Source organism: Mesorhizobium sp. B2-4-13, assembly GCF_006658535.1.
Taxonomy (GTDB): Bacteria; Pseudomonadota; Alphaproteobacteria; order Rhizobiales; family Rhizobiaceae; genus Mesorhizobium; species Mesorhizobium australicum.
In genome coordinates this window covers 694,252-720,717 of record NZ_VFVB01000001.1, presented here as the reverse complement: position 1 = coordinate 720,717, position 26,466 = coordinate 694,252, and the positions used below count along the sequence as shown (strand labels likewise).

Annotated in this window: 21 protein-coding genes and 1 tRNA gene; 12 read left to right on the top strand and 10 right to left on the bottom strand. The window is 64.1% G+C overall.

Annotation, left to right across the window (positions count from 1 at the left end; translation table 11 throughout):
- Window positions 1–83 precede the first annotated feature (83 nt).
- From FJ936_RS03460 to FJ936_RS03450, 3 genes are all read left to right on the top strand, one after another.
- A complete protein-coding gene (locus FJ936_RS03460; RefSeq protein ID WP_140614694.1) occupies window positions 84–956 on the top strand; it encodes a helix-turn-helix domain-containing protein in 873 nt (290 codons plus the stop codon).
- A 172-nt stretch (window positions 957–1,128) separates the two neighbouring features.
- Window positions 1,129–1,204, top strand: a tRNA-Phe gene (locus FJ936_RS03455).
- A gap of 463 nt (window positions 1,205–1,667) precedes the next feature.
- On the top strand, window positions 1,668–2,102 hold the full coding sequence (locus FJ936_RS03450) for a hypothetical protein (protein WP_015319225.1): 435 nt from the start codon (window positions 1,668–1,670) through the stop codon (window positions 2,100–2,102).
- A 9-nt stretch (window positions 2,103–2,111) separates the two neighbouring features.
- Here FJ936_RS03450 and FJ936_RS03445 read toward each other — a convergent pair whose 3' ends face one another.
- The 3 genes from FJ936_RS03445 to FJ936_RS03435 are packed head-to-tail and all read right to left on the bottom strand — an operon-like array spanning window position 2,112 to window position 5,965.
- A complete protein-coding gene (locus tag FJ936_RS03445) occupies window positions 2,112–2,969 on the bottom strand; it encodes an alpha/beta hydrolase-fold protein (RefSeq protein WP_141906096.1) in 858 nt (285 codons plus the stop codon).
- 28 nt (window positions 2,970–2,997) lie between these two features.
- Complete coding sequence (fhuB, locus tag FJ936_RS03440; RefSeq protein WP_140787220.1) at window positions 2,998–5,046, bottom strand: Fe(3+)-hydroxamate ABC transporter permease FhuB; 2,049 nt, start codon at window positions 5,044–5,046, stop codon at window positions 2,998–3,000.
- Window positions 5,039–5,965, bottom strand: coding sequence for an ABC transporter substrate-binding protein (locus FJ936_RS03435; protein ID WP_246680397.1), 927 nt, complete (start codon window positions 5,963–5,965; stop codon window positions 5,039–5,041). The genes fhuB and FJ936_RS03435 overlap by 8 nt, the downstream gene beginning before the upstream one ends.
- A 270-nt stretch (window positions 5,966–6,235) precedes the next feature.
- Here FJ936_RS03435 and FJ936_RS03430 point away from each other — a divergent pair, with 270 nt between their 5' ends.
- Window positions 6,236–6,577 (top strand): hypothetical protein, encoded by a 342-nt coding sequence (locus FJ936_RS03430; RefSeq protein ID WP_015319229.1) that lies wholly within the window; start codon window positions 6,236–6,238, stop codon window positions 6,575–6,577.
- Between the two features lie 81 nt (window positions 6,578–6,658).
- Here FJ936_RS03430 and ggt read toward each other — a convergent pair whose 3' ends face one another.
- From ggt to FJ936_RS03415, 3 genes are all read right to left on the bottom strand, one after another.
- On the bottom strand, window positions 6,659–8,392 hold the full coding sequence (ggt, locus tag FJ936_RS03425) for a gamma-glutamyltransferase (protein ID WP_140787218.1): 1,734 nt from the start codon (window positions 8,390–8,392) through the stop codon (window positions 6,659–6,661).
- 215 nt (window positions 8,393–8,607) lie between these two features.
- The gene (rhaI, locus tag FJ936_RS03420; RefSeq protein WP_140787216.1) at window positions 8,608–9,900 is read right to left on the bottom strand and encodes an L-rhamnose catabolism isomerase; all 1,293 of its coding nucleotides are present in this window, start codon (window positions 9,898–9,900) and stop codon (window positions 8,608–8,610) included.
- Between the two features lie 112 nt (window positions 9,901–10,012).
- On the bottom strand, window positions 10,013–12,115 hold the full coding sequence (locus FJ936_RS03415; protein WP_141906095.1) for a bifunctional rhamnulose-1-phosphate aldolase/short-chain dehydrogenase: 2,103 nt from the start codon (window positions 12,113–12,115) through the stop codon (window positions 10,013–10,015).
- 187 nt (window positions 12,116–12,302) lie between these two features.
- Between FJ936_RS03415 and FJ936_RS03410 the strand changes: the two genes are divergently transcribed.
- From FJ936_RS03410 to FJ936_RS03380, 7 genes are all read left to right on the top strand, one after another.
- Window positions 12,303–13,106 (top strand): DeoR/GlpR family DNA-binding transcription regulator, encoded by an 804-nt coding sequence (locus FJ936_RS03410; protein WP_140713945.1) that lies wholly within the window; start codon window positions 12,303–12,305, stop codon window positions 13,104–13,106.
- A 54-nt stretch (window positions 13,107–13,160) separates the two neighbouring features.
- Window positions 13,161–14,156 carry a rhamnose ABC transporter substrate-binding protein gene (rhaS, locus tag FJ936_RS03405; RefSeq protein ID WP_141906094.1) on the top strand — a complete coding sequence of 332 codons (996 nt, stop codon included), beginning with the start codon at window positions 13,161–13,163 and terminating at the stop codon, window positions 14,154–14,156.
- An 83-nt stretch (window positions 14,157–14,239) separates the two neighbouring features.
- A complete protein-coding gene (locus FJ936_RS03400; protein ID WP_141906093.1) occupies window positions 14,240–15,781 on the top strand; it encodes a sugar ABC transporter ATP-binding protein in 1,542 nt (513 codons plus the stop codon).
- Window positions 15,778–16,758: an ABC transporter permease gene (locus FJ936_RS03395; protein ID WP_141906092.1), complete on the top strand. Its 981-nt coding sequence runs from the start codon at window positions 15,778–15,780 to the stop codon at window positions 16,756–16,758. The genes FJ936_RS03400 and FJ936_RS03395 overlap by 4 nt, the downstream gene beginning before the upstream one ends.
- Complete coding sequence (locus FJ936_RS03390) at window positions 16,755–17,756, top strand: ABC transporter permease (RefSeq protein WP_140614719.1); 1,002 nt, start codon at window positions 16,755–16,757, stop codon at window positions 17,754–17,756. The genes FJ936_RS03395 and FJ936_RS03390 overlap by 4 nt, the downstream gene beginning before the upstream one ends.
- Entirely contained in the window at window positions 17,756–18,073 is a 318-nt protein-coding gene (gene rhaM / locus FJ936_RS03385) for an L-rhamnose mutarotase (protein ID WP_140614720.1), read from the top strand. Before FJ936_RS03390 ends, rhaM begins: the two co-directional genes overlap by 1 nt.
- Window positions 18,070–19,446: an FGGY-family carbohydrate kinase gene (locus tag FJ936_RS03380; protein WP_141906091.1), complete on the top strand. Its 1,377-nt coding sequence runs from the start codon at window positions 18,070–18,072 to the stop codon at window positions 19,444–19,446. The genes rhaM and FJ936_RS03380 overlap by 4 nt, the downstream gene beginning before the upstream one ends.
- On the opposite strand, the gene FJ936_RS03375 is transcribed toward FJ936_RS03380, so the two are convergent.
- The 3 genes from FJ936_RS03375 to galE form a co-directional block, all read right to left on the bottom strand.
- Window positions 19,447–21,273 carry an alanine racemase gene (locus FJ936_RS03375; protein ID WP_141906090.1) on the bottom strand — a complete coding sequence of 609 codons (1,827 nt, stop codon included), beginning with the start codon at window positions 21,271–21,273 and terminating at the stop codon, window positions 19,447–19,449.
- Window position 21,274: 1 nt separating this feature from the next.
- A complete protein-coding gene (locus FJ936_RS03370) occupies window positions 21,275–22,525 on the bottom strand; it encodes a D-amino acid dehydrogenase (protein ID WP_141906089.1) in 1,251 nt (416 codons plus the stop codon).
- Window positions 22,526–22,643: 118 nt separating this feature from the next.
- The gene (galE, locus tag FJ936_RS03365) at window positions 22,644–23,639 is read right to left on the bottom strand and encodes a UDP-glucose 4-epimerase GalE (RefSeq protein ID WP_140614724.1); all 996 of its coding nucleotides are present in this window, start codon (window positions 23,637–23,639) and stop codon (window positions 22,644–22,646) included.
- A gap of 279 nt (window positions 23,640–23,918) precedes the next feature.
- Between galE and hemA the strand changes: the two genes are divergently transcribed.
- Entirely contained in the window at window positions 23,919–25,196 is a 1,278-nt protein-coding gene (gene hemA, locus FJ936_RS03360; RefSeq protein ID WP_141906088.1) for a 5-aminolevulinate synthase, read from the top strand.
- A gap of 65 nt (window positions 25,197–25,261) precedes the next feature.
- On the opposite strand, the gene FJ936_RS03355 is transcribed toward hemA, so the two are convergent.
- On the bottom strand, window positions 25,262–26,428 hold the full coding sequence (locus FJ936_RS03355) for a pyridoxal phosphate-dependent aminotransferase (protein ID WP_141906087.1): 1,167 nt from the start codon (window positions 26,426–26,428) through the stop codon (window positions 25,262–25,264).
- Window positions 26,429–26,466: the final 38 nt, after the last annotated feature.

Sequence of the window (26,466 nt, the reverse complement as noted above, 5' to 3'; positions counted from 1 at the left end):
GCTCTCTCTGCGAGCCTGGCTAGACTAGGCACCGGCAAAGGCCTGTCCCGGACAAAGGGAATACGAAATTGGCGGAAAGTAAGATGCCCGAACGGCCGTTTTACCAGCCTGGTGCCAGCAGTGTGGAAGGCCTGCCGCTGCTGTTGCAGATGTTCCACACCAATCCGCTGGTGATGCTGAAGCCGCATTGGCATGCCCAGGTCGAGGTGAATTTCATCGTCCGCGGCTCCGTCCACTACCGCATGAACGAGCACGAAATCTCGCTCTCGGCCGGCGAGATGTGCCTGTTCTGGGGCGGCCTGCCGCACCAGATGGACGATTTGAGCGACGACGCCGTCTATGCCGGCGCGCACCTGCCGCTGGTGCATTTCTTCCGGCTGCACCTGCCGGCGGATATACGCCACCGGCTGATGACGGGCGCGACGCTGGTGACCAGCGCCACCGATCAATCCGACAATGACAATTTCGCCCGCTGGAACCGCTACGCCCGTTCGGGCGACCCGGCCAAGACCGAGCATGCCGTCAACGAACTCCTGCTGCGGCTGGAGCGGGTGCGGTTCGAGCCCTATCGGCTGGTGCCGGAAAACGCCGCCGGGCAGGAGGCGGGCAGCCCCTTCGACCAGCAGTCCTCACGCAATGTCGGGCGCATGTGCGATTTCATCGCCGAAAATTTCCTCTACGACATCGATTGCATGAACATAGCGGCCGCCGCCGATATCCACCCCAAATACGCCATGAGCCTCTTCAAGAAATCAACCGGCATGACGCTCAACGAATATGTCAACCTGTTGCGGCTGAGCTACGCGCAGGCGCTTCTGATGCATCAGGACGCCAATGTGCTGCGGGTCGCCATGGACTCGGGCTTCGGCTCGCTCAGCGCCTTTAACAAATCCTTCCGCAAGCTGGCCGGCATGACCCCATCCGACTTCCGCAAGGGGCTGCCAAGCGCCAGATAGGCGGGCGCACGGCATGGAAACCGGCCCATCGGGCGACATTTCTTTTCCTGCGGGAAATCCACATCTGGGCGCTGGACAGGCCGGATTCCCATGCTATAACCCACGCGCTTTCAAGGGGCGCCCACGGTGCCTTCATGAAATCCGGAGCGCGAGTTTTCGTTAGCCGGAACAGGCCCAGATAGCTCAGTTGGTAGAGCAGCGGACTGAAAATCCGCGTGTCGGTGGTTCGAATCCGCCTCTGGGCACCATCATTTTGAAAATCCAAGCGCTTATGGCGTGACCACCTGATCGCTATCAATCGCATGCGCCTGTTGCAGGCGCGTTCGCGTGGCGTCGCTTAGGCTTTCTTGTCGCCATCGGGATTTGGTGCCGGCGCCTCTCGCACGTCTCGTGGTGGCGGATCGACATGCTCAGGCTCTGACGGTGCTTCCTTGTCCGGCCGACGGACGGGTGGCTGCGGGCCGGGCTTCGGCCGTGGTTCTTGGATCTTGGCTGGCATATCCAGTTAACCGCAACCACAGGCTCTTGTTCCCTCGTGTCTTAAAGAACCGGGAGGCCGAAGCCTTCTGTCGGCTTGGTGCGGGTGCCCGCCCTGTCACAAAGATCGATGGACGGAACGACTTTGCCTTCGCCGGGCTTATGGAGGATTCAATTTGCTTGGTGATCCCACAACCCTAGGGCAAACTCCCTGCCGGGGCTGCAGGAGGTGAAATGAGAGCACGCGCAGCAACGCTTGGGGATCTCGAGGATGTCTTCCATGGCCTGTCCAAGCGGATGTCGGACGAGTACGCGGCGGCCGGCAAGGACAGCAAGATCGCCTACGACAATCTGATGATGAATTTGAAGGAAGGCCGCGCGCACGCGCTTGTCGAGGGCGAGAAGGCCGTGGCGATCATCGCGTGGCATGAAAACAGCGATGCCGCCGATACGCTGTTCGCCGCGCGGGAGGATTTCTTCCGCGGCTCGACCGTCCGTTTCTGCAAGCGGCATATCAGGCATATCCAGGCGCTTGCCGGCAACCTTCCAATCCACTCGCGCAGTTGGCTCCAAGGGCCCGACGTCGCCAGGTGGTTCGGCATTATCGGCTATGTCGAGCGCGGCCAGGAAAACGGCGCAAAACTGTTCGAACTGCCGCCTGCGCGCTGAATAGAAATTCTACCGCACCGCGAACGCCGCCTGCACCGCCCGGTTGACCGTCACCGGCAGGATCGACATGTGGTTTTCGCCGGCATGGAGTTCGAAGCTTGCCCGCAGGCCCGGGAGCGCGTCGAGGCGTTCCGCCATCGCCCTGGCGAATTCGTCGGTAAGGATGAGCTTTTTCTGCGCCAGGCGCTTTTCCTCGTCTTCCGCGCCGACCTGGAACGGCGCCAGCTTTTCGGTCTCATACTCTCCGGCCGACAGGATTACGTCGGCTTTCAGGCCGGGAACAGCGGCTTCGAACCTTTCGAGAAAGCGGTCGATAACGCGATCTTCCCAATAGATGGCAGGGCTGGCCGCAATGAAGGTGCTGAATGAGAGCGGGCGGGTAAACAGGGCGTAGAGCGCGAACAGGCCTCCGAAAGAGTGGCCGTAAAGTGCCTGGCGGCTCTCGTCGATCCTGGTCCGGCTGGCGACCCACGGCTTCAGCTCGGCTTCGATGAAGGCCAGAAAATCCCCCGCCCCGCCGGTCCTGACTTCCGGCGTGCCCTCGTGGAAGGGCGGATAGGTCCTGCCCGGCGGGGGGCCCAGATCCCATGAGCGGCGCAGCGGGTCATAGGCGCCCTCGACGGGGTAGCCGATGGCGACGATGACGCCCCAGCCGACATTGGTGCCGGCGGGATAGAGGGCCTGCGCGCGCATCGCGTCGACCGCCGTGCCGATAACGGCGTTGCCGTCGGTCATGTAGAGCACCGGCCAGCCGGCCTCGGGCATTGGCCCCGACGGCACATGGATGAAGACCCGCCAGGGATCGCCTCCGCTTTTGCCAACGAAGTCGTGGACGGTGGTGTCGGCAATCAAGGCTGGCGTCGCCATCGGCTTGGATATCTCCACGGGACAAGGCTCAGCGGCGGCGCAAGAGCCACATCAGGACGGGGCCGCCGATCAGCGTCGCGACGAGGCCGGCCGGAATCTGGCGCGGGAAGATGGCGGTGCGGCCGATCCAGTCGGCGCAGACCATGATCAGCGCGCCGGCAAGCATCGCGCCGATCGCTTGCGGCAGCGCACGCGACAGGCCAAGGCGCCACGCCAGGTGCGGCGCCATAAGGCCGATGAAGGTCAGCGGCCCGACGACCAGGGTCGAGGCGGCGGTGAGCGCTGCCACCATCAAAAGCACCAGCAGCCGTGTTGCCTTGAGGTTGACCCCGAGGCTTTGCACCGCGGCGGAGCCGAGCGGCAGCATGTCCAGCCAGCGCAGGAAGAACGGTGCGAGCAGGAACAGGCAAAAGGCAAACGTCGAGGTCAGAAGCGCCGAGCCGGCGTCGACGCCGTAGGTCGAGCCGGTGAGCCAATTGAGCAAAAGCATGGCGCGCGGATCGCCCGTGGCGGTGAGCACCAGGATCAGCGCGTCGAACAGGGCCGTCAAGGCGACACCGGCAAGCAGCAGCCGCTCTGGCGCATAGGCGGTACGGCGGCCGATCGCCAGCGTCACCAGAAGGGCGGCGAAGGCGCCGATCGTGGCGGCCAGGGTCTGTACCGGGCGGCTGGCATCGGCGAGCGCGAACAGCGCCCCCATCATGCCGAGCGCAGCACCGGCGCTGATGCCGAGCACTTCGGGGCTGGCCATCGGATTCCCGGTCAGCCGCTGCATCATCAGCCCGGCCAGCGCCAGCATGGCGCCGGCGGCAAGTGCCGCGGACACTCGAGGCAGCCGCCAGGCCAGCAAGGGCCGCAGCTGATCGCCGGACGCGAATGTCCAACCATCGGTGCCCGGCGCGTAGAGCAGCGCCAGCACGAGCAGCAAAAGCAGGAGGCCGCCGATCGCCGCCAGCACAAGGCAGGGCCTTTTCGTTCTGGGCAAGCGCTCGGCGGCGAGTGCCGGTGCTTCCGCGCCAAGCGCGAGGCGCGGCAGAAGCCAAAGAAGCAGAGGCGCGCCGAGAAGCGCCGTCATCGCGCCGGTCGGCAGCAGGTCGCCCTGTGGCCCGGTCGCGACCTGCACTCCCTGGTCCGCGGCCCACAGCAGTGCCGCGCCGAGAAGCGGCGCCATCACCAGTTGCTCGCCGAGCCGGCGGGCGCCGCCGATGCGCGCGAGCGTGGCGGCGGCAAGGCCGACGAAGCCGATGACGCCGACGGCGGCAACGACGAAGGCGATCAGGGCGACCGCCGCCGCCAGTCCGGCGAAGCGATAGGCACCGAGCGGGACGCCGAGGCTGCGCGCGCCTTCGTCGTCGAGGCCAAGCAGGGTCAGCGGCCGCACCATGAGGCCGATCGCCAGCGCGGCACCACCAAGGCGCGGCAAGAGCCACCGGGTCACCGACCAGTCCTGCTGGCCGAGCGAACCGGCGCCCCAGAGGAACAGGCTGGCCAGCCATTCGTGCCGAAGCACCACAAGCGCAGCACCGATGGCGCCGGCATAAAGGCTGACGACCAGCCCGGCGAGCACAACCGAAAGCGGCGACAGGCCCTTGTGCCAGGAGAGTGCCAGGACCGCCGCAAGGGCAGTGAAGGCGCCGGCAAGCGCCACCCATTCGCGGCCGAAGGCAAGCAGCGGCGGCGCCAGAAGCGTCGCCAGCGCCAGCGCCAGATAGGCGCCGGCCGAGACACCGACGGTTTCGGGCGAGGCGAGCGGATTGCGCAAAACCTGCTGCAGCACCGTCCCGGCCAGTCCGAGGGCCGCACCGCAGAGAAGGCTGACGGCGAGCCGGGGCAGGAAGGCGTAGTGGACGAGCACCTGCCTGATATCCTCGATATCGGGGCTTGCGAGCGCCCCCAGCCAGAGTGCCGGCGACAATTGCACGCTCATGTTGGAGAGGGTCGCGGCGCCGGCCGCGCAGAGAAGCACGACGCAAAGCAGGATCGCGCCCAGGGGATATCCGCCTGGTATGCGAGGCGACGGGGCGCGACCGCGGACGAGGACGGCATTGTCGGGCAAGATCGCTTCCTGCTCAACCACGGGCGGTCTCCGCCGTCAGCGCCGCGGCCAGCAGGCGGGCAAAACGGCTCGCCGAGGGCAGCGTGCCGAACATCAGCACCGCAGGCAGGCGCATGATCGAGCCGTTGCGCACGAACGGCATGGCATTCCAGACCGGGCTCTCGGTCAGCGTTCCGCCCGCCCCTTCGGGCAAGGGTTCGAGATAGGCAAGGCGCGCATCATCAGACGTTGCCAGCCCGTCGATGCCGACGGTTGCAAATCCCCAGTAATTAGTCTCTCCGGCCCAGGCGTTGCGGATGCCGATGCGGTCGAACACCGCCTGAAACAGGCTTTTTTCGCCATAGACGCGCACATTGCGCGGATCGAGGAAGCTGACGACATAGATCGGCCGCGCCGAAAGCGGTTCCAGCTGCTGCTTGATGGTCGAAAAATGCGCCTCCGTCGCCGCTATCAGCGCCTCGCCTTCCCTTTCCTTGCCGACAAGCCCGGCCAATTGCCGGGTCGCCTCGATGGCGCGCTGATAGGGCTGACCGCCCGGCGTATAGATGCCGATCGTCGTCACCGGTGCCACGCGCTCGAGCAGCGGCTTGATGCCGTCGAGATAAGGGATGGAGAGGATGATGTCGGGACGAAGCTGTTGCAGGAATTCGAGATTGGGCTCCAGGATCGTGCCGATGTCGGCGACTAGGGGCGGCAGCGGCGGCTCCACAACCCACCTTTCCCAGACCTCACGGTCGGCGATAGCGACCGGCGTGATGCCGAGCATGAGCAGGGTCTCCGCCAACCCGTCATCGAGGCAGACGATGCGCGGCGGGCTGGCCGCGGCTGGCGTCACCACGCCGGTGAACGGCAGAGTGAACAGCGCGAGCGCGTGGCGACGCGTGATCCGGACGCCCGGACGATTGACCTCTCCTGGCCGGGGTTGATGATCTGTATTCAACTTGGCTTGCCTGTTGCCCGGGGCCTGGTCTCCGGCGACCAATCCGAGTTGACTATTAAACAGGATATTCTTAGTCAAGTTTTAAGACGAGGCCGGCGGCGACAAACCCCAAGAAGGCAGGTGACGCGATCCGGCAACAGCTCCTAAAATCCGTCAGCAAACTATCCCCGAAAAGGGGCCGGAGGCGGTGCCGGGCGCATCCGCCACAGCGTGATCGGGTTGCGCTCGGCAGGCGTTGATGGTTTGTTGCCGGTCAGCGGAGATCAAGTGATGCGAGAATCCATGGGTCAAGACGAATACGGGTCGGCGAACCCCTTCGATCCGGACGACCTGCCGAATTTGAACGCGATCGGACCAGGGATCGGCAATAACGACTTCGAGAAGTACGCGGTCGCCGTGATCATCGTGTTCGGCGCCCTGATCATCGGCGGCTTGATGGCCGCGTCGATGACTTTCGGCCACCGCAACGGGTTCCTGTTCGCGCTGGGCGGTGCCACGTCGGCCTGGATATCGGGAAACGCGCTGCTGCTCGACCGGCCACGCATCTATGCGCTGTTCGTCGGCATCGCCGCCTTGATGCTGATCGCGTCGACCATCACGCTGGTGACCTGACGGCTCCCGGGCCATGAGGCGGAGGCCGGTCCCGAAAGGCGGAATCCGGCCTCATGCGGAAAGCAACGGTCTTGCGGCCTATCAATATCCGAGCGCTTCGCCGGCTGCCGCGCGGCTGTCGATGGCGCCATTGTAGCGCGCGCCGCCGCCCTTCTCGATTTCCGCCAGGCTCTTGCCGCCGACGAGAATGCCCGCCGCCTGGCCCCAGCTCTGGTCACTGAGATCAAGGCGATAGCCCATCCCGGCCAGCAGTCTTTCTGTATCCGGCGAAAGGCCGAACGGCTCGACATAGACGGTATCGGGCAGCCATTGGTGATGAATGCGCGGCGCGTCGATCGCCTCCTGGATGTTCATGCCGTGGTCGATCACGTTGACGATGGCTTCCAGCGTGATGGTGATGATGCGCGAGCCGCCTGGGCTGCCGATGACCATGAACGGCTTGCCATCCTTGGCCACCACGGTCGGGCTCATCGAGGACAGCGGCGTCTTCTTCGGCTGGATGGCATTGGCCTCGCCCTGGACGAGGCCATAGAGGTTGGGCACGCCGGGTTTCTGGGTGAAGTCGTCCATCTCGTTGTTGAGCAGGATGCCGGTGCCGTCGGCGACCACGCCGGCACCGAACGAACCGTTGAGCGTGTAGGTGACCGCGACCGCGTTGCCGTCCTTGTCGATGATCGAATAATGCGTCGTCTCCTTCGACTCGCCGAAGCCCTTCGGCATCAGATCCTGCGACACGCCGGCGCGGAACGGATCGATCTTGTCGCGGATGTCCTTGGCATAGGCTTTGTCCAGCAGCCTGGAGACGGGATTGTCGACGAAATCGGGATCGCCGAGCGCGGAGTTGCGGTCGACATAGGCGTGGCGCATCGCCTCGACCATGACGTGGACGGTCTCGGCCGAGCCGGCGCCGAGATAGGACAGCGGATAGCCTTCCAGCACGTTGAGGATTTCGCAGATGATGACGCCGCCTGAGCTCGGCGGCGGCGAAGAGATGATCTCGTAGCCGCGATAGGAGCAGGTGACGGGCTTCAACTCGCGCACCGCGTATTGTTCGAAATCGCCCTTGGCCAGGATACCGCCCTTGGCGCCGCTCGCCTTGACGATGGCGTCGGCGATGGCGCCCTTGTAAAAGGCATCGGGACCTCTCTCGGAAATGGCCGAGAGCGACGCGGCAAGGTCGGGCTGAACCAGCTTCTCGCCGACGCCATAGGGCTTGCCATCGGTTTTGAGGAAGGCCGCCGCCGCCGCTGGGTCCTTCGCCAACCTTTCGGCGCTGCCGGCGAACGAAGCCGCATCGCCCTGGTTGAGGACGAACCCATCTCTGGCATAGGCGATCGCCGGCGCCATCAGGTCCTGCCTGGACAAGGTGCCATATTTCTGGCGCGCCATCTCGAAACCAGCCACCGAGCCTGGTACGCCGACCGCGAGATAGCCGTCCAGGCTAGCGCCCTTCACCGGGTTGCCGTCCTTGTCGAGATACATGGTCTTGGTCGCGGCAAGCGGCGCCCGCTCGCGGAAATCAAGGAAGGTCGATTTGCCGTCCTTGAAGCGGATGGTCATGAAGCCACCGCCGCCGATATTGCCGGCATTGGGATAGACGACGGCCAAGGCATAGCCGACGGCGACAGCCGCATCGACGGCATTGCCGCCCTTTTTCAACGCCTCGACGCCGACTTCGGAAGCCAGATGCTGGGCCGTGACGACCATGCCGTTCTCGCCCTTGGCCGGTGCTGGCGACGCGGCGAAAGCCGATGGCGAAAAGGTGAAGGCGATGGAAAGACCGAGGGCGATCAATGTCCTACGGGTGAGATGCATGGCGGGTTCTCCAAGTGATGCTTGCCTAGAAGAGCTACTTGGAGCGATCGAGTCCATCTTCAATGAAGACATTCACGGGTTGGTGACTGCTCGCTTGTGGTGGAGATGCAGGGCAGAGGAGGCGTGAAGGACCGCCAACTTTCGGACGTCGGCGCGACAGCGTCCCCTCTGTCCTGCCGGACATCTCCCCCGCAAAGGGGAAGATCGGCTCTACCTCAAACGATCCCGCCGGAACCACCTGCGACGGCTGGCCGCTCCGCCGCGACTTTGGCGCGATAGCCCGCCGCCCGGTATGCGGCGACCGGATCGATGGCGCCACCTGTCTTCAGCCGTGCCATGGCAAGGATCGGCTCGACATCGGTTCGGTAGGCCGCCTTCAGCGTCTGCGTCGCCATCAGAGCGTCATTGCCGTCCTGGAACCCCTCAAGCGCCTTTCGGTCGACCAGCAGCGCCTGCGCATAGGCGCGCTGCACCTCGACCGCCGACAGCATCAGGCTTTCGATCGGATCGGTGACATTGTGGCTCTGGTCGAGCATATGGGCGGGGTCGAACCCCTCGGGGCCTGACAGCTCGGCATCGACCAATTCGTTGAAAACCAGGAACAGCCGATAGGGGTCAATCGACCCGGCATCGAGGTCGTCGTCGCCATATTTCGAATCGTTGAAGTGGAAGCCGCCGAGTTTTTTGAACTGAATCAGCCGTGAGACGATCATCTCGATGTTGACGTTGGGCGCATGATGGCCGAGGTCGACCAGGCAGAAGGCCTTGTCGCCGAGCTCCCTTGATATGATGTAGTTGGTGCCCCAGTCCTGCACGACGGTGGAGTAAAAGGCAGGTTCATACATCTTGTGTTCGGTGAACAGCTTCCAGTCGTCCGGCAGCCCGGCATAGATCTCCTTCATGGCATCGAGATAGCGCTCGAACGCCTTGGCGAAATTGACCTGGCCGGGGAAGTTGGAGCCGTCGCCGATCCACACCGTCAGCGCCTTCGACCCAAGCGTCTTGCCGATCTCGATGCATTCGAGATTGTGCTCGACCGCCTGACGACGCGTGTCGGCGTCGGCATGCGACAGCGAACCGAATTTGTAGGAAAGCGTCTGGTCCTTCGCGTCGGAAAAGGTGTTGGAGTTCATCGCATCGAAGCCAAGCCCGAAGCGGGAGGCCGCCTGCTTCAGCCGGTTCGGATCGGCCTTGTCCCAAGGAATGTGCAGCGACACGGTCGGCGTCGCCTGCGTCAACTGCTGGATGACAGCGCAATCCTCGATCTTGTCGAAGATGTCGCGCGGCTCACCGGCGCCGGGAAAGCGGGCGAAGCGGGTGCCGCCGGTGCCGACGCCCCAGGACGGGATCGCGACCGCGAACTTTTCCACCTTGTCGCGGATAGAGTCGATGGCGATGCCGCGTCGGTCGAGGCGCTCGCCGAGCGAGGCATAGTCACGATCGAGGTCAATCTTGCGCGCGGCGTTACTGCTGGCGACGATGTCGGCGGAAATGATGGATTCTGACACTGCTGTTCCTCCCAGAATGCATTCGGTCGGCGGCGCCCCTCATCCGCCTGCCGGAAACTTCTCCCCGTATAGCGACGGGAGAGAAGGGGCCAGCGTGAGCGCCGGCGAGCGGCTACCGCGTAAAGCTCTGTGCGTTGCCGGCGTCGACGTTGATGATGTTGCCTGTCGACTTGGCCGACATGTCGGAGGCGAGGAAATAGATCGCCTCGGCGATGTCTTCCGGGAAGACGGAGCGCTTCAGCATCGAACGCGAGCGGTAGTGCTCTTCCAGATCGTCGGTCGACATCTTGTAGGCGGCGGCACGCTGTTCCTTCCACTCGCCGGTCCATATCTTCGAGCCGCGCAGCACCGCATCCGGGTTGACGACATTGACCCTGATCTGGGCTTCCGCGCCCTCCAGCGCCAGGCAGCGGGCGAGATGAATTTCGGCGGCCTTGGCGGTGCAGTAGGCGGCGGCGTTGGGCGATGCCGCCAGGCCATTCTTGGAGGCGACAAAGACGACGTTGCCGCCGATCTTCTGTACCCGGAACAGCCGGAATGCTTCTCTGGAGACCAGGAAATAGCCTGTGGACAGGATGTCCATGTTCTTGTTCCACAGCGCCAGGGTCGTCTCCTCGATCGGCGCCGACGATGCCAAGCCGGCATTCGAGACCAGAATGTCGATGCCGCCGAACTCGACGGCCGTCTCGGCGAAGCCGGCGACGACCTGGTCCTCCGAGGTGACGTTGATGAGAACTGGGCGGACGAAATCCCTGCCATAGGCTTTTGCCAGTTCCTCGTTGGCGCCAGCGAGTGCCGCCTCGTCGATATCGGCCAGCACGACGCAGGCGCCTTCGCGCAGCAGGCGGTTGGCCGTGGCGCGGCCGATGCCGCCGGCGCCGCCGGTGACCAGTGCGATCTGGCCGGCGAGAGACTTCGGCTTCGGCATGCGCTGCAGCTTCAAATCCTCGAGCAGCCAATACTCGATGTCAAAGGCCTCCTGCGCCGGCAGGCCGACATAGGACGAGACGGTCGACGCACCGCGCATGACGTTGATGGCGTTGACGTAGAATTCGCCCGAGATGCGCGCTGTCGCCCTGTCGCCGGCGAAGGTGAACATGCCGACGCCGGGCATCAGATAGACCACCGCGTTGGGGTCGCGGATAGCAGGCGAGTCCGCATGCTTGCAGCTGTCGTAGTAGGCTTGGTAGCCGACACGATATTCGGCAATGTCGTCGGCGAGGCGCGCGATGACGGCGTCGACATCCGGCCTTGCGGGATCGAATTCGATCACCAGCGGACGGATCTTGGTGCGCAGGAAGTGGTCCGGGCACGAGGTGCCGAGTGCGGCCAGTGGGCGCAAATCCCTGGAGTTGACGAATTCGAGCACGGCGGGCGAGTCATCGAAGTGGCCAAGCTTGTGGCTCTTTTCCGAGATCAGGCCGCGAATCCTGGGCATCAGCTTGGCGGCAATCGCTCGGCGGGCAGCGGCATCGAGCGACTTCACCACCTCCCCACCGAAGATCGCCACGCCTTCGGAGCGGCGCTCGAACCACTCTATCGCCTGGTTGATCACCGAAATCGTCGTTTCGTAGCACTCCTTCGGCGTATCGCCCCAGGTGAACAGGCCGTGGCTTTCGAGGATGACGCCCTTGGCGGTGGGGTGTTCGATGCAGAATTTCTCCAGCCACAGGCCGAGTTCGAAGCCCGGCCGCTTCCACGGCAGCCAGCCAATGGCATCGCCGAATATCTCGTTCGTCAGCACCCTGGAATCCTTGGCGGCGGCGATGGCGATGATGGCATCGGGATGCATGTGGTCGACAAAAGGCTTCGGCACATAGGCGTGCAGCGGCGTGTCGATCGAGGCCGCGCGCGGATTGAGGTTGAAGGTGCAGTGGGGAAGATAGCCCACCATCTCGTCCTCGTGCTCGACGCCGCGATAAAGCCCCTTCAGCGCCCGCAGCTTGTCCATGTAGAGCGTTGCGAAGCCATCAAGCTTGATCGAGGCGCTGTCGCCGCCCGACCCCTTCACCCACAGCACTTCCACATCCTGGCCGGTGAGCGGATCCTTCTGCCATATCTTCGAGGAGGTGTTGCCGCCGCCATAATTGGTGACGCGCTTGTCGGAGCCGAGCGTGTTCGAGCGGTAGACCAGCAGCTCGGGCTCGCTCATCCCCTTCGCCTTCGCGTCGTCCCACAGATTGGCGAGGCGCGAGCCGGAGCGCTTGTCGAGCATAGTAATCCTCCCTTTGGAGCGCGCACCATGCGCTCCTTTTTCGCTCGGGAATGTCTACGCAAGAGGCGAGCTTGTCAATCACAAACGATCAATATCAATCATATTGCACTGCACAATGAAATTATATGATCGGAAATGATTGACACTGCTCGGTTTGGGTGCCTAGATGCTCAGGCAGGGAGGAACCATGCACGAAAAAGAGCGCCACAGGATCATTCTGTCCGCCGTCCAGGAAAAACCTGTGGTGACGGTGCAGGAAATGGTCGACCTGACGGAATCGTCCGAGGCGACGATCCGGCGCGACATCGCGGCTCTCCATGTCCAAAAGCGCCTGCGCCGTGTACGCGGTGGTGCCGAGGCGATCTCGCCGCCGCAGTTCATCGGGCTGGCCGGCCGCCCCTTTTCCGTCAACGAAACCCTCAACGCGGCGCAGAAGCGGGCGATCGCTCGTGAAGCGGTCGAGTTGTGCAAGGACGGCGAGCCGATCATCATCAATGGCGGTACCACCACCTTCCAGATGGTGCATTTCCTGACCGGCTTCCGCATGCCGATCTTCACCAATTCGTTCCCGATCGCCGAGCACCTGCTCAAGCACTCCAAGAACACGGTCATGCTGTCGGGCGGCACCATCTATCGCGAGCAGAACATCATCCTGTCGCCCTTCGACAATGACGTGACGCGCAATTTCTACGCACGCCGCATGTTCATGGGCGCTCAGGGACTGGGGCCTCTCGGCCTGATGGAAGGCGATCCACTGCTGATCCAGGCGGAGCAGAAGCTGATCGACCAGGCCGACGAGTTGGTGGTGCTGGTCGATTCCTCGAAATTCCGCAAACGCTCCAGCCTGATCCTGTGCGGTCTTTCGCGCATTGCCACCGTCATCACCGACGACGGCATCGAGGACCGCGAGGCAAAGATGCTGGAAGCCGCGGGGGTGACGTTGATCGTCGCCCGCAAGTCGACAAAAGAAGAATCTTCACTGCAGGCCTGAGACACCTCACGCCCGCAGCGGCGATGGAATGCAACGCTCAAGGGAGGAAATTCGATGAGCTTCTTGAAGAAATTGATGGTGACGGCGGCCTTCTCGGCCGCCATGTTCGTGAATGCCGCCTACGCGGAAAACGTCAAGATCGCGCTGGTGGTGAAGTCCCTCGGCAACGGCTTCTTCGATGCCGCCAACAAGGGCGCGCAAGAGGCGGCCAAGGAACTCGGCGACGTCGACATCATCTACACCGGCCCGACCAAGGCGACCGCCGAGGCGCAGATCGAAGTGGTCAATTCGCTGATCGCGCAGAAGGTCAACGCCATCGCGATTTCGGCCAATGACGCCGACGCGCTGGTGCCGGTGCTGAAGAAGGCGATGGAACGCGGCATCACCGTCATCTCCTGGGATTCGGGCGTCGCCAAGGAAGGCCGCCAGCTTCACCTCAATCCGTCCGACACCAGCCTGATCGGCGAGACCATCATCAAGCTCGCCGCCGACTATCTGCCGGAAGGCGGCGATGTCGCCATCCTGTCGGCTTCCTCGACCGCGACCAACCAGAATTCCTGGATCGAAGCTGCCAAGAAGGTGCTGCCGGAGAAGTTCCCCAAGATCAAGCTGGTCGCCACCGTCTATGGCGATGACGATTCGGCCAAGAGCACGGACGAGGCCAAGGGCCTGTTGAAGTCCTATCCGAACCTCAAGGCGATCATCGCGCCGACCACCGTCGGCGTCGTCGCCGCCGCCCAGGTCGTCACCGACGAGAACCTGATCGGCAAGGTCAATGTCACCGGCCTTGCGCTGCCGTCGGAGTTCAAGAAGTTCATCGACAACGGCGCCAGCCAGGCGGTTGCGCTGTGGAACCCGATCGACCTCGGCTACTCCGCCGTTTACCTCGCCCACGACCTGGCGGTGAAGAAGGAAGAGGCCAAGCCGGGTGCGACGCTGTCGATCGGCCGCGTCGGCAAGGTGACGCTCGACGACACCAACTCGGCCGCGATGGCTCCGCCCTTCCAGTTCGACAAGAGCAACATCGAGAAGTTCTCCAAGATCTATTGATCTCGGAGCTTTCAAGCTGGCGCGGCGGGACTCACATCCCGCCGCGACTTCAAACGGACCTAGTTTCAGGGCTTGATACGGATATGGACACGACGGCCCGACACAGCGAGACTGACGAGCGGCTTCCGGCCTCCGCTCCGCGCCTGGCACTGTCCGGCATCTCCAAGAGCTTCCCCGGTGTCCGTGCCCTGCACAATGTCAGCCTGTCGCTCTATCCCGGCCAGGTGACCGCGCTGATCGGCGAGAATGGCGCCGGCAAGTCGACGCTGGTCAAGATCATGACCGGCATCTACCAGCCCGATGCGGGCACGATCAGCATCGACGGCCAGGCCGTCGCGCTGCCCAGCGCGCACGCCGCCTTCGGCCACGGCGTCACCGCCATCCATCAGGAAACCGTGCTGTTCGACGATCTCAGCGTCGCCGAAAACATCTTCCTCGGCCATGCGCCGCGCACGCGCTTCGGCACCATCGACTGGCGCACGATGCGCAAGAATGCGCGCGAAGTGCTCGACACCATGCATGCCGGCCATATCGATGCCGATGCGCGGCTCAGGGATCTCGGCATCGCCAACAAGCATCTCGTCGCCGTCGCGCGCGCCATGTCGATCGACTCCCAGATCGTCATCATGGACGAGCCGACCGCAGCCCTTTCGATGAAGGAGATCGAGGAGCTTTTCCTTTTGATCGAATTCCTCAGGGAGCAGGGCAAGGCGATCCTGTTCATCAGCCACAAGTTCGACGAGATCTATCGCATTGCCGATCGCTACACGGTGTTCCGCGACGGCGAGATGGTCGGCGAAGGCCTGATCAGGGATGCCGGCCAGAGCCAGATCGTGCGCATGATGGTCGGCCGTTCGGTCGACCACATCTTTCCGCAGCGCAAGGCCGAGATCGGCGCGCCGGTGCTTTCCGTTTCCGGCCTGTCGCATCCGACCGAGTTCAGGGATATCGGCTTCGAACTGCACAAGGGCGAGATTCTTGGCTTCTATGGCCTGGTCGGCGCCGGGCGCAGCGAGGTGATGCAGGCGATTTCAGGCATTACCCGCATAAGCGCCGGCACGATCACGCTGGATGGCAAGGCGATCGCGCCGAAATCGGCCGCGGATTCGATCGAGGCCGGCATCGTCTACGTCCCGGAAGAACGCGGCAAGCAGGGCGTGGTTATCGGCCTGCCGATCTTCCAGAATGTTTCGCTGCCATCGCTCGCCCGCACCTCCAAATCAGGCATGCTGCGGCTGGCGGAGGAGTTTTCGCTGGCCCGTTCCTACACGGAACGGCTCGACCTCAGGGCCTCCTCGCTGAGCCAGGATGTCGGCACGCTATCGGGCGGCAACCAGCAGAAGGTGGTCATCGCCAAATGGCTGGCGACCGCGCCCAAGGTGATCATCCTGGACGAGCCGACCAAGGGCATCGATATCGGCTCCAAGGCCGCCGTGCACGGCTTCATGGCCGAACTGGTGGCGCAGGGCTTGTCGGTAATCATGGTGTCGTCCGAACTGCCTGAAATTCTCGGCATGTCCGATCGCGTCGTCGTCATGCGCGAGGGCCTTGTCGCGGCGGTCTACGACAACAAGGGACTGGATGCCGAGACGCTGGTCAGGACAGCAGCAGGGATCGCGGCATGAAAGCTTTCCTCAAATACCGCGAAATCTGGCTGCTCGCGGCCATCGTCGCCTTGATCGGGCTGATCTCGACGCGCTTCCCCGCCTTTGCCGACCCCGGCAATCTGCGCCAGGTGTTCAACGACACCTCGATCCTGATGATCCTGGCGCTCGGCCAGATGGTCGTCATCCTGACGCGCTCGATCGACCTGTCGATGGCGTCGAACCTCTGTTTCACCGGAATGGTGGTGGCGATGCTGAACGCCGCGCACCCGGCGATCCCGATCCCGCTGCTGATCGTCATCGCGCTCGCAGTCGGGCTGGTGCTCGGCGCCATCAACGGCCTTTTGGTGTGGCGTCTGAACATCCCCTCGATCGTGGTGACGCTGGGCACGCTCACCATCTATCGCGGCGCCACTTTCGTCCTGTCCGGCGGCGCCTGGGTCAATGCCGACAGGATGAGTCCGGATTTCATCGGCTTCCAGCGCGCTGCTTTCCTCGGCATTCCGGTTCTGTCCTGGATCGCCATCCTGGTGATCGCGCTGTTCTTCGTGCTGATGACGCGCACCGCGCTCGGCCGCTCGATCTATGCCATCGGCGTCAATCCGACGGCGTCCGTCTATACCGGCATCGATGTCGGGCGGACCGAATTCATCGTCTTCTGCATCTCCGGCATGATCGGTGGCCTCTGCGGTTATCTCTGGATCTCGCGCTATGTGATCGCCTCGGTCGAGGTCGCCAACGGCTACGAGTTGAACATCATCGCCGCCTGCGTCATCGGCGGCATCTCGATCGCCGGCGGCATCGGCTCGGTCGGCGGCGCCGTGCTCGGCGCGCTGTTCCTCGGCATCATCTCCAACGCTTTGCCGGTCATCAACATCTCGCCCTTCTGGCAGATGGCTATTTCGGGCAGCGCCATCATCCTGGCGGTCGTGCTCAACGCGCGCGGCGAACGCCAGCAGGGCCGCATCATTCTCAAGAAGGTGGAAGCGGTGACATGACCGACGTCTTTGCCCCTCGCCACATTCCCGACCGGCTCGACAAGCCGCTCTCTTCGGCGATCTTTTCCTGGGAAGCGCTGCTGGTCTTGGTGGCCATCGCCATCTTTGCCATCAACAGTTTCGCCTCACCCTATTTCCTCGATCCGTATTCGCTGTCCGATCTCACCTTCAATTTCACAGAGAAGGGCCTGATCGCGTTCGCCATGGCGCTACTGATTATTTCCGGCGAGATCGACCTGTCGGTGGCCGCCATCATCGCGCTCGCCTCGACCATGATGGGCATGGCGGTGCAGGCCGGCGCCGGCACGCCAGTGCTTGTCCTGATCGGCATCGTCGTCGGGCTCGGCTGCGGCGCCTTCAACGGACTGCTGGTCACGCGCCTCGGCTTGCCTTCCATCGTCGTCACCATCGGCACGATGAGCCTGTTTCGCGGCATCGCCTTCATCACTCTCGGCGACCAGGCCTACAAGGGCTATCCCGAAAGCTTCGCCTTCTTCGGCCAGGGTTATGTCTGGTGGGTGGTGTCGTTCGAACTGGTGCTCTTCCTCATCGCCGCGGTGGTCTACTGGTTCCTGCTGCACCGCACGAGTTTCGGCCGCCGGGTCTTCGCGATCGGCAACAATCCGGTCGCGGCGCAGTTTTCCGGCGTGCGCGTCGGCCGCATAAAATTCATCCTGTTTTGCCTGACCGGCCTGATGTCGGGCATCGCCTCCGTGCTGATCACGTCGCGGCTCGGCTCGACGCGTCCGTCGATCGCGCAGGGCTATGAGCTGGAGGTCATCACCATGGTGGTGCTCGGCGGCGTCAGCATCCTCGGCGGCGCCGGCAGCATCGTCGGCGTGGTGCTTGCCGCCCTGATCATGGGGCTGGTGACCTTCGGGCTCGGCCTGCTCAACGTGCCCGGCATCGTCATGTCGATCTTCATCGGCCTGCTGCTGATCACCGTCATAGCGCTGCCGATCGTCTGGCGGCGGCTGCGCGGGGGACGCCTGGCCTGATGCCCGAGAAATACGCATTCAAGATGATGCTCAAACCCGGCATGAAGGCCGAGTACAAAAAGCGCCACGATGAAATCTGGCCGTCGCTGGTCGCGTTGCTGAAGCAGGCCGGCGTCTCCGACTACTCCATCCATCTCGACGAGGAGACGAACATCCTGTTCGGCGTGCTGTGGCGGCGCGATGGCCACGGCATGGACGATCTGCCGAAGCATCCGGTGATGCAGCGCTGGTGGGCTGAAATGGCCGACATCATGGAGACGAAACCGGATAACGAGCCGGTGGCGGTGCCGCTGGAAATGATGTTCCATATGGAATGAGCGCGGTCCGCCATATCGCCGTCATCGACATCGGCAAGACCAACGCCAAGGTGGCGCTGGTCGATCTCGCCACATTGAGCGAGGTGAAGCTGCGCCGGGTGGCGAACGCGCCGGTGCGACAAGCGCCCTACCCGCATCACGATGTCGACGCGCTGTGGGCGTTCATCCTCGACAGTCTTGCCGACCTCAATCGCGAACAGCGCATCGACGCAGTTTCGATCACCACGCATGGCGCGACCGGCGTGCTGGTCGATGCCACGGGCGAGCTGGTGCTGCCTGTCCTCGATTATGAATACGATGGGCCCGATGAACTGGCGTCCGACTATGACGCGATCCGCCCGCCCTTCTCCGAGACCGGCACGCCGCGCCTGCCGCTCGGCCTCAATCTCGGCGCGCAATTCTTCTGGCAGCAGCAAAGTTTCCCGACGGAGTTCGCCAGGGCCGCCGCGATGCTGATGTACCCGCAATACTGGGCGCTGCGCCTGACCGGCGTGGCCGCCAACGAGGTCACCTCGCTCGGCTGCCACACCGATTTGTGGAACCCCTGGACGGGGGATTTTTCGGCGCTGGTCGATCGCCTGGGCTGGCGCGAGCTGATGGCGCCGGTGCGGCCGGCCAGGGACCGGCTTGGCTCGATCCTGCCCGCGCTTGCGGAGCGGACCGGGCTCGATCCACAAACCCCGGTCTTTTGCGGCCTGCACGATTCCAACGCCTCGCTGCTGCCCCACCTCCTGTCAGATGCGCCGCCCTTCTGCGTGGTCTCGACCGGCACCTGGGTGGTGTCGATGGCGGTCGGCGGCAAGACGGTGGCGCTCGATCCGGCAAGGGATACGCTGGTCAATGTCAATGCGCTCGGCGACCCCGTGCCCTCGGCGCGGTTCATGGGTGGCCGCGAATTCTCGCTGCTGACCGAGGGCTCGGCGCAGAGCTGGAGCGACAGCGATGTCACCGCGGTGCTGGCGCGCAAGACATTGCTTTTGCCTTCGATCCAGCAAGGCTCGGGGCCGTTTCCGCATCACACCGCCGCATGGCGCAAGGGCGAGGCGATCCCTCCCGGCCAACGCTTTGCCGCCATCTCCTTCTACCTGGCGCTGATGACGGCGACCTGCCTCGACCTCGTCGGCGGCGATGGCCCGACGACCGTCGAGGGGCCTTTCGCGCGCAATCAATTGTTCACGCGGATGCTCGCCGCGAGCACTGGCCGCGCCCTCATCGCATCGGAAGCCGCTACCGGCACCAGCATCGGGGCCGCCCTGCTTGCATCGGACCAGCGCGCGGCGCATGGCAAAGGTCAAACACTGGAGCCGCCGGCCGATCCGGCCTGGGCGGAATATATCAGCGCGTGGCGAGCAGCCGTCGAGGCTATTGGCTGATCAGAGAATTCGCTTACCGAAGGCCGACATGACGAAGTTGACCGTGTCGCTACCGATCCTGGGCTCCAGATCGGTACTCAGGCCGGAGACATCCATCGACAGCAACCCGCCGGAAAGCGCTATCGCCTCCATCGCCTGATGCGTCTCGCGCACGGTGAGGCCGCCGGAGCCAGCCGCCCAGCCGGCGAATTCGGTCGCCGTGGGCGAATAGCTGACATGAAACCCTTGCGTGCCCGAGGTGGCGATACGGATTGCCTCGTGCATCAGGTCGCGCATGCCCATGGCGTCGATATCGGTCATCGTGAAGGCCGAGACGCGCGAATCCTTCAGCACCCGCACTTCCGCCGGGTCGGCATGGCGCAGCCCGATGATGACGACGTTTTCCGGCGACAGCTGCGGCTGCAGCGCGCCGGCCTTGTGGTCGAGGCCAAGCGAGCGCGCCAGTACCGACGCCTCCGGCAGGTCGATGCCATCTTCGTCCTCCGGCATCAGCGCGGCGATGGAATCGATCCAGATCAGGCCGAAGGAGTGGGTCGCGCGGGCCGTTGCGGTCAGCGCCTTGTGCGCGATGCGACGATCGGCGCCGGCGGCGAACCGGATCAGGCCCGAGGGCGGTCGATCGACATCGGCCAGTTCGACGACGTCGAAATTCATCGCCTCCAGCCGGGCGCCGGTTGCTTCGCGCGCGAGGATGCGAGCCGCTTCCGCTTCGGCCGAGATCGACACCATCTTGCGGCCGGAGAAATCCGCGACATCGTGCATCGGTGCTTTTTCGACATATTCCGAGGTCATCGCCAGAAGCATGGCGCCGTAGCTCATGCGGAAGGCGACGCGGTCACCAACGGCGATCGGCGGCTCGGCATCCTGCACATCGAGCAGCAGATGGTCACTGGAGGCGCCGAGCACCCTTATCCCCTTGGCGATCGGCGTCAGTCCCTCGACCAGTACGTCCTCGCGGCCGATATTGGCGATGGCGCGCAGCCTGTCGCCTTCGTCGGGAAAGACCGGCTGGTTGCCGAAGGCGTCGTAGCCGGAGGTGCCGATCGGCCGCGACGGCTTGAGCTTGACCTCGATGACGTCGCTGGTCAGCCGGCAGGCATCGGGTTCGAGTTCCGCCCATGGGACATCGCGGAAGGTCTCGACACCGCCCTGCAGGATCGCCTCGCCGATGCGCAAATTGTTGATGCCGGCCGGCAATTTGCCTTCAAGCAGCAGCGGCAGCGACGACGACGCGCCGCCGGAGATGAAGTCCAGGCTTTTCCCGGACAGGCGTTCGGTCTTGTAGGCATGAGCGACGAGCTGGCCGAGATTTTCCTCCGTCGGCATGATGGCGCCGAAGCAACCGAGATTGGTGCCGATGCCGGCGATGCGCACGCCCTTCATGTCGAGAATCCGCTCGACGGTGGGGATGAGGTCGTTCGGCCAGATGCCTTCGCGGAGGTCGCCGAGATCGATCATCAGCATGATGTCGTGGACGCGGCCCATACGCTCGGCGGTGCGCGAGATCTCGCGGATGATCGTCAGCTCCGACTGCAGGCTGACGTCGACGGTGCGCACCACCTCCTCGACGCGCGCCATCGGCGGGCTGCGCAACAGCATGATCGGCGCGCTGATACCGCTGTCGCGCAGCCGGCGGATGTTTTCGAAACGCGACTCGGCGATCCCGGAGACGCCGCCGCGCAGCATGGCGCGCGCCACCTGCGGCATGCCGCAAGTGCCCTTGGTGACGCCGAAAACCTTGATGCCCGAAAGCGCGCAGCGGTCCACAACGGTGCGGGCGTTGCGCTCGATGCGGCCAAGGTCGATGGCGACTTGCGGTCCCGACATCCTATCCCCTGTAGACCAGGCCTTGCGGGTCGATCTCCGGCTTGCGGCCGGCGATGAGGTCGGCGAGAAATTTTCCCGAGCCGCACGCCATGGTCCAGCCGACATGGCCGTGGCCGGTGTCGAGGTAAAGGTTGCGGTATTTCGCCTGGCCGATGACCGGCACCGAGTTCGGCATCATCGGCCGCAAACCTGCCCATAGCTCGGCCTTCCTCTCGTCGAAAGCACCGGGGAACAGGTCCTTGCCGGTTCTGAACATGGTGGCGAAGTCGCTGGGTTTGTGGGTGCGGTCGAAGCCGGTGAATTCGGCGGTCGAAGCCAACCGCAATCGATTGCCGAGGCGCGAATAGGCCATCAGCTGATCCTCGTCGGCGCCGCCCATGGTCGGGCCTTTGCTCTCATCCTCCAGCGGAATCGTCGCGGTATAGCCCTTCACCGGATAGACCGGCAGGTCGATGCCGTAGCGCCGGCCGAGCAGGCCGCTCTCCGGCCCCATCGATATGACCACCGCATCGCCGGCGATCGGTCCGGACGAGGTCATCACGGCGCGCACCCGGTCGCCTTCGATGTCGAGGCCCTCGACCGTCGTCCCATAAAGGAATCTCACGCCAAGCTTTTCGGCGGCATAGGCAGAGAGGTTTTCCACGAACTGCCGGGAATCACCGGTCTGGTCGATCGGCGAGTAGACACCGCCGGCGATCTTTTCCTTCACCCCGGCAAGACCTGGTTCAAGCTCGACCAGCCGGTCGCGGCCGACGATCTCGATGGGCAGGCCATGCTCGGCCAGATAGCGGTAATTGTCGGTGCCGGTGTCGAGACTGTGCTGCGAGCGGAAGAAGTAGAGGATGCCCTTCTTGCGCTCGTCATAGTGGATGCCGGTACCGGCGGATATGGCGTTGATGCAGTCGCGCGAATAGAGCGCCAGCCGCAGCTTGACCTGGCTGTTGGCCCGCAGGCGGGCCACCGTGCACTGGCGAAGGAAGCGCAGGCTCCAGGCGAGGAAATAGGGATCGAAGCGCAGCCGCACCTTGATGCCGAGATCATGATTGTAGAGCCCGCGCAGGAACGTCTTGAGTGCCGCGGGCGAGGCCCAGGCGGTGGCGTCACCTGGAGACACCAGCCCGGCATTCGACTGGCTGGTGCCTCGCGCCGGCGCCGCATGACGCTCGATGACGGTGATCTCGTGGCCGTCTGCGGCCAGATAGTAGGCTGCCGCCGTACCGACGACGCCGGCACCAAGCACCGTTATCTTCATGCCATCCCCCAAAGCTCATTGCGGCACCGCGCCTCCACGCTGTGTCGCGAACACTTGCATAGCGCGTCGCCGCGCGCCTTGCGAGCCCTGGGCTTGTGAGCCCCTGGGGAAAGCGCGCTCAGCCCCGCGCGGAGTTCTTGCTGGTCAGGATGCGTTCCCAGGACAGCGCGTCGTTGACGATCTGGTCGAGATCGTCGCGTTGCGGGGTCCAGCCCAGTTCGGACCGGGCGAGATCGGAATTCGCAACCACCGCCGCGGCATCCCCGGGACGCCGGTCGCCCATCCTGACCTCGAAATCATGGCCGAAGGCGCGCCGCACGCTTTCGATCACCTCGAGCACCGAATAGCCATGGCTGTAACCGCAATTGGCGACGAGGCTGGCGCCCCCGGCGCGCAGCCGCTGCAAAGCCAGGCGATGCGCGGCGGCCAGATCGCTGACGTGGATATAGTCGCGCATGCAGGTGCCGTCCGGCGTCGGATAGTCGGTACCGAAGACCTGCATGAAGGGTCGCTTGCCGAGCGCGGTCTCGCAGGCGACCTTGATCAGATGGGTGGCGCCCGGAGTGGACTGGCCGGTGCGGCCCTTCGGGTCGGCGCCGGCGACGTTGAAATAGCGCAGCGCCGTGTAGCGGATGTCGTGCGCAAGGGCCGCGTCGCGCAGCATCCACTCGCTCATCAGCTTGGACAGGCCATAGGGCGATTCCGGCGCCAGGCGGGCATCCTCGCGCACCGGCTCCAGCCCGGCGCCGCCATAGACGGCGGCTGTCGAGGAGAAGATGAAATTCGGCACGCCTTCGCGGACCGCTGTTTCGATCAGCGTGCGGGTCTTCGAGGTGTTGTTCTCGTAGTAGGCGAGCGGATCGGCTACCGATTCCGGCACCACGATGGAGCCGGCGAAATGGATGATGGCGTCGACATGATTGTCCCGGATGATCCCGCCGACCAATTCCTTGTCGGAGACATCGCCGACAATCAGCTTTGCCTCCGGCGCCACTGCCCATTCGAAGCCGGTGGAAAGGCGGTCGAGAACGACCACGCTTTCGCCTGCATCCAGCAATTCCCAGACCATATGGCTGCCGATATAGCCGGCGCCGCCTGTCACCAAAACCGTCATCCCAAGTCCTCGCTTACCCAAGATTTATCGGAAACTGTCTCAACAACCGCCTTACTGGAAAGCCCGGCGCATGACCATTAGAACGAGAGGTAACCGGCGTTCACTTGATGTGGCATCATGCGGAAACAAAAGTGATCCACTGAGCGTGTCGTGAAGCGGAATAGGCCACGATCCGCCAACGTTAGGAACAGGTGCGGGGCGTGGCATTTTGACCAAAATGGCCCGGTGGACGGCCAAAAGGCCAATGATTATGATGCCGCGCAAAATTGGGAAGTCGACATGAACTATCAGCGGTTTTTCGAGGAAGCGATCGATCAGCTCCATGCCGAGCGTCGCTACCGCGTCTTCGCCGACCTGGAGCGTATCGCGGGCAAATTTCCGCGCGCCATCTGGCGTTCCAACGGCCGCGCCGAGGAAATCACCGTCTGGTGTTCCAACGACTATCTCGGCATGGGCCAGCATCCTGACGTGATCGCCGCATTCCAGAACGCGGCCGGCAAGATGGGATCGGGCGCCGGCGGCACCCGCAACATTTCCGGCACGTCCAACCCGCTGGTCGAGCTCGAGCATGAGCTGGCCGACCTGCACGGCAAGGAAGCCGCCTTGGTATTCACCTCCGGCTTCGTCTCCAACGAGGCCTCGATCTCGACCGTAGCGCGGCTTTTGCCCAATTGCCTGATCATCTCGGACGAACTGAACCATGCCTCGATGATCGAAGGCGTGCGGCGCTCGGGCGCCGAGAAAAAGATCTTCCGCCACAATGACGTCGCGCATCTGGAAAGCCTGCTGCAGACCGCGGGGCGCGAACGCGCCAAGCTGATCGTCTTCGAAAGCGTCTATTCGATGGATGGCGACATCGCGCCGATCAAGGAGATCGTCGAACTCGCCGAACGCTACAACGCCATGACCTATATCGACGAGGTCCACGCCGTCGGCATGTACGGACGGCGCGGCGGCGGCATCACCGAGCGCGAAGGCCTGGCCGACCGCATCGATATCATCGAAGGCACGCTGGCCAAGGCGTTCGGCACGCTGGGCGGCTACATTACCGGCACCAGCGCCGTCATCGACGCGGTGCGCTCCTACGCGCCGGGCTTCATCTTCACCACCGCGCTGCCGCCGGCGATCGCCGCGGCCGCCACCACCTCGATCCGTCACCTGAAGCGCTCGCAGGCCGAGCGCGACGCCCAGCAGCAGCAGGCGAGCCGAACCAAGCAGATCCTGTCGGCGGCCGGTCTGCCGGTGATGGAATCGCCGACACATATCGTGCCGGTACTGGTTGGCGATCCTGAACTCTGCAAGATGGCGAGCGACCGCCTGCTCGGCGTCCACGGCATCTACATCCAGCCGATCAACTACCCGACGGTGCCACGCGGTACCGAACGGTTGCGCATCACGCCGACGCCGTTCCATTCCGATGCGCTGATCGCCGAACTGCAGGACGCGTTGGTCGAAACCTGGGACGCGCTCGGCATCCCCTTCGGTTCGGCGGGACGGCCCTCAGTGACCAAGAGCGACCGCATCATTCCACTGCTGGTGCCCAAGTCGGGCGGCTGAAGCCCGTTTGAAACTCTACTCCGACGGCCAGCTGACGCGGCTTTCAATTCGGGCTTCGTCAGAGTTCAGACAGTCTTCATCCACCTTGCCAGCCGGTTTGCCGCATCCTCGAGCTGGTCGAGCCGGCGGTGGAAGCACAGCCGCAGGAACGCTTCGCCACCGGGCCCGAAGGCGGTGCCGGGCGCCAGGCCGACATTGGCCTTGTCGACGATTTCGAAAGCGGCTGCCCGCGAGTCCGTGATGCCGTCGACGGTGAAGAACAGGTAAAATGCGCCCTGCGGCACGGTGAAGCGCGCCTTGCCGGTTTCGCCCAGAATGCCGCAGACCAGGTCGCGCGCTTGCCTCGCCCGCTCCACCTGTTCGGCGACGAAGGCATCGCCCTCGTCGAGCGCCGCGACCGCGCCGCGCTGCATGAACTGGGCCACGCCCGAGTTCGAATACTGGATCAGGTTCTCGAACACCTGCTGCAGGCTTGGATGCGTCTTGATCCAGCCGACGCGCCAGCCGGTCATCGCCCAGTTCTTGGAGAAGCTGTTGACGAACAGGATGCGGTCTTCCGCCTCCGCGATGTCGAGGAAGGACGGCGCGCGGCCGTGACCATAGTGGAACAGCGAATAGATCTCGTCGGCGATGATCCACAGGCCCTTGGCGCGGGCGAGATCGAGGATCGCCCGCAAGGTCTCGTGATCGGCGGTCCAGCCGGTCGGATTGGACGGCGTGTTGATGAACAACGCCTTCGTGCGCGGTGTGACCGCCGCCGCTATTTTCTCGACGTCGCATGACCAGCCATTTCCGGAATGGTCGAGCGTGACCGGCACCGGCACGGCACCCGCGATGGCGGCGGCGGCGTCGAAATTCGGCCATGCTGGCGACAGGTAGATCACCTCGTCGCCGGCTCCCGCAAGCGCGTCGAGCGCCAGCTGGATGGCATGCATGCCGGAGCCGGTGACGATGAATTGCTCCTCGGCGAAGGTCTTGGCGAAGTGCCTTTCGTAGTAGCGTGCCAGCGCCTGCCTGAGATCGGGAATGCCCCTCTGCCAGGTGTAGAACGTCTCACCGCCGGCCAACGCCTTCGACGCCGCATCGGTGATGAAGGACGGCGTCGGCAGGTCGCCCTCGCCGGCCCAAAGCGGGATCAGGCCTTCGCGCAATCTGCCATAGTTGACGACGGCGACGATACCGCTTTCGGGCGCGGCCAGGGCCTCGGGGCGCAGGGTCTGGATCAAGGTCATGGGCAGGTCCATTGTCTCGGGGCGTTCGCAGGTGCTGT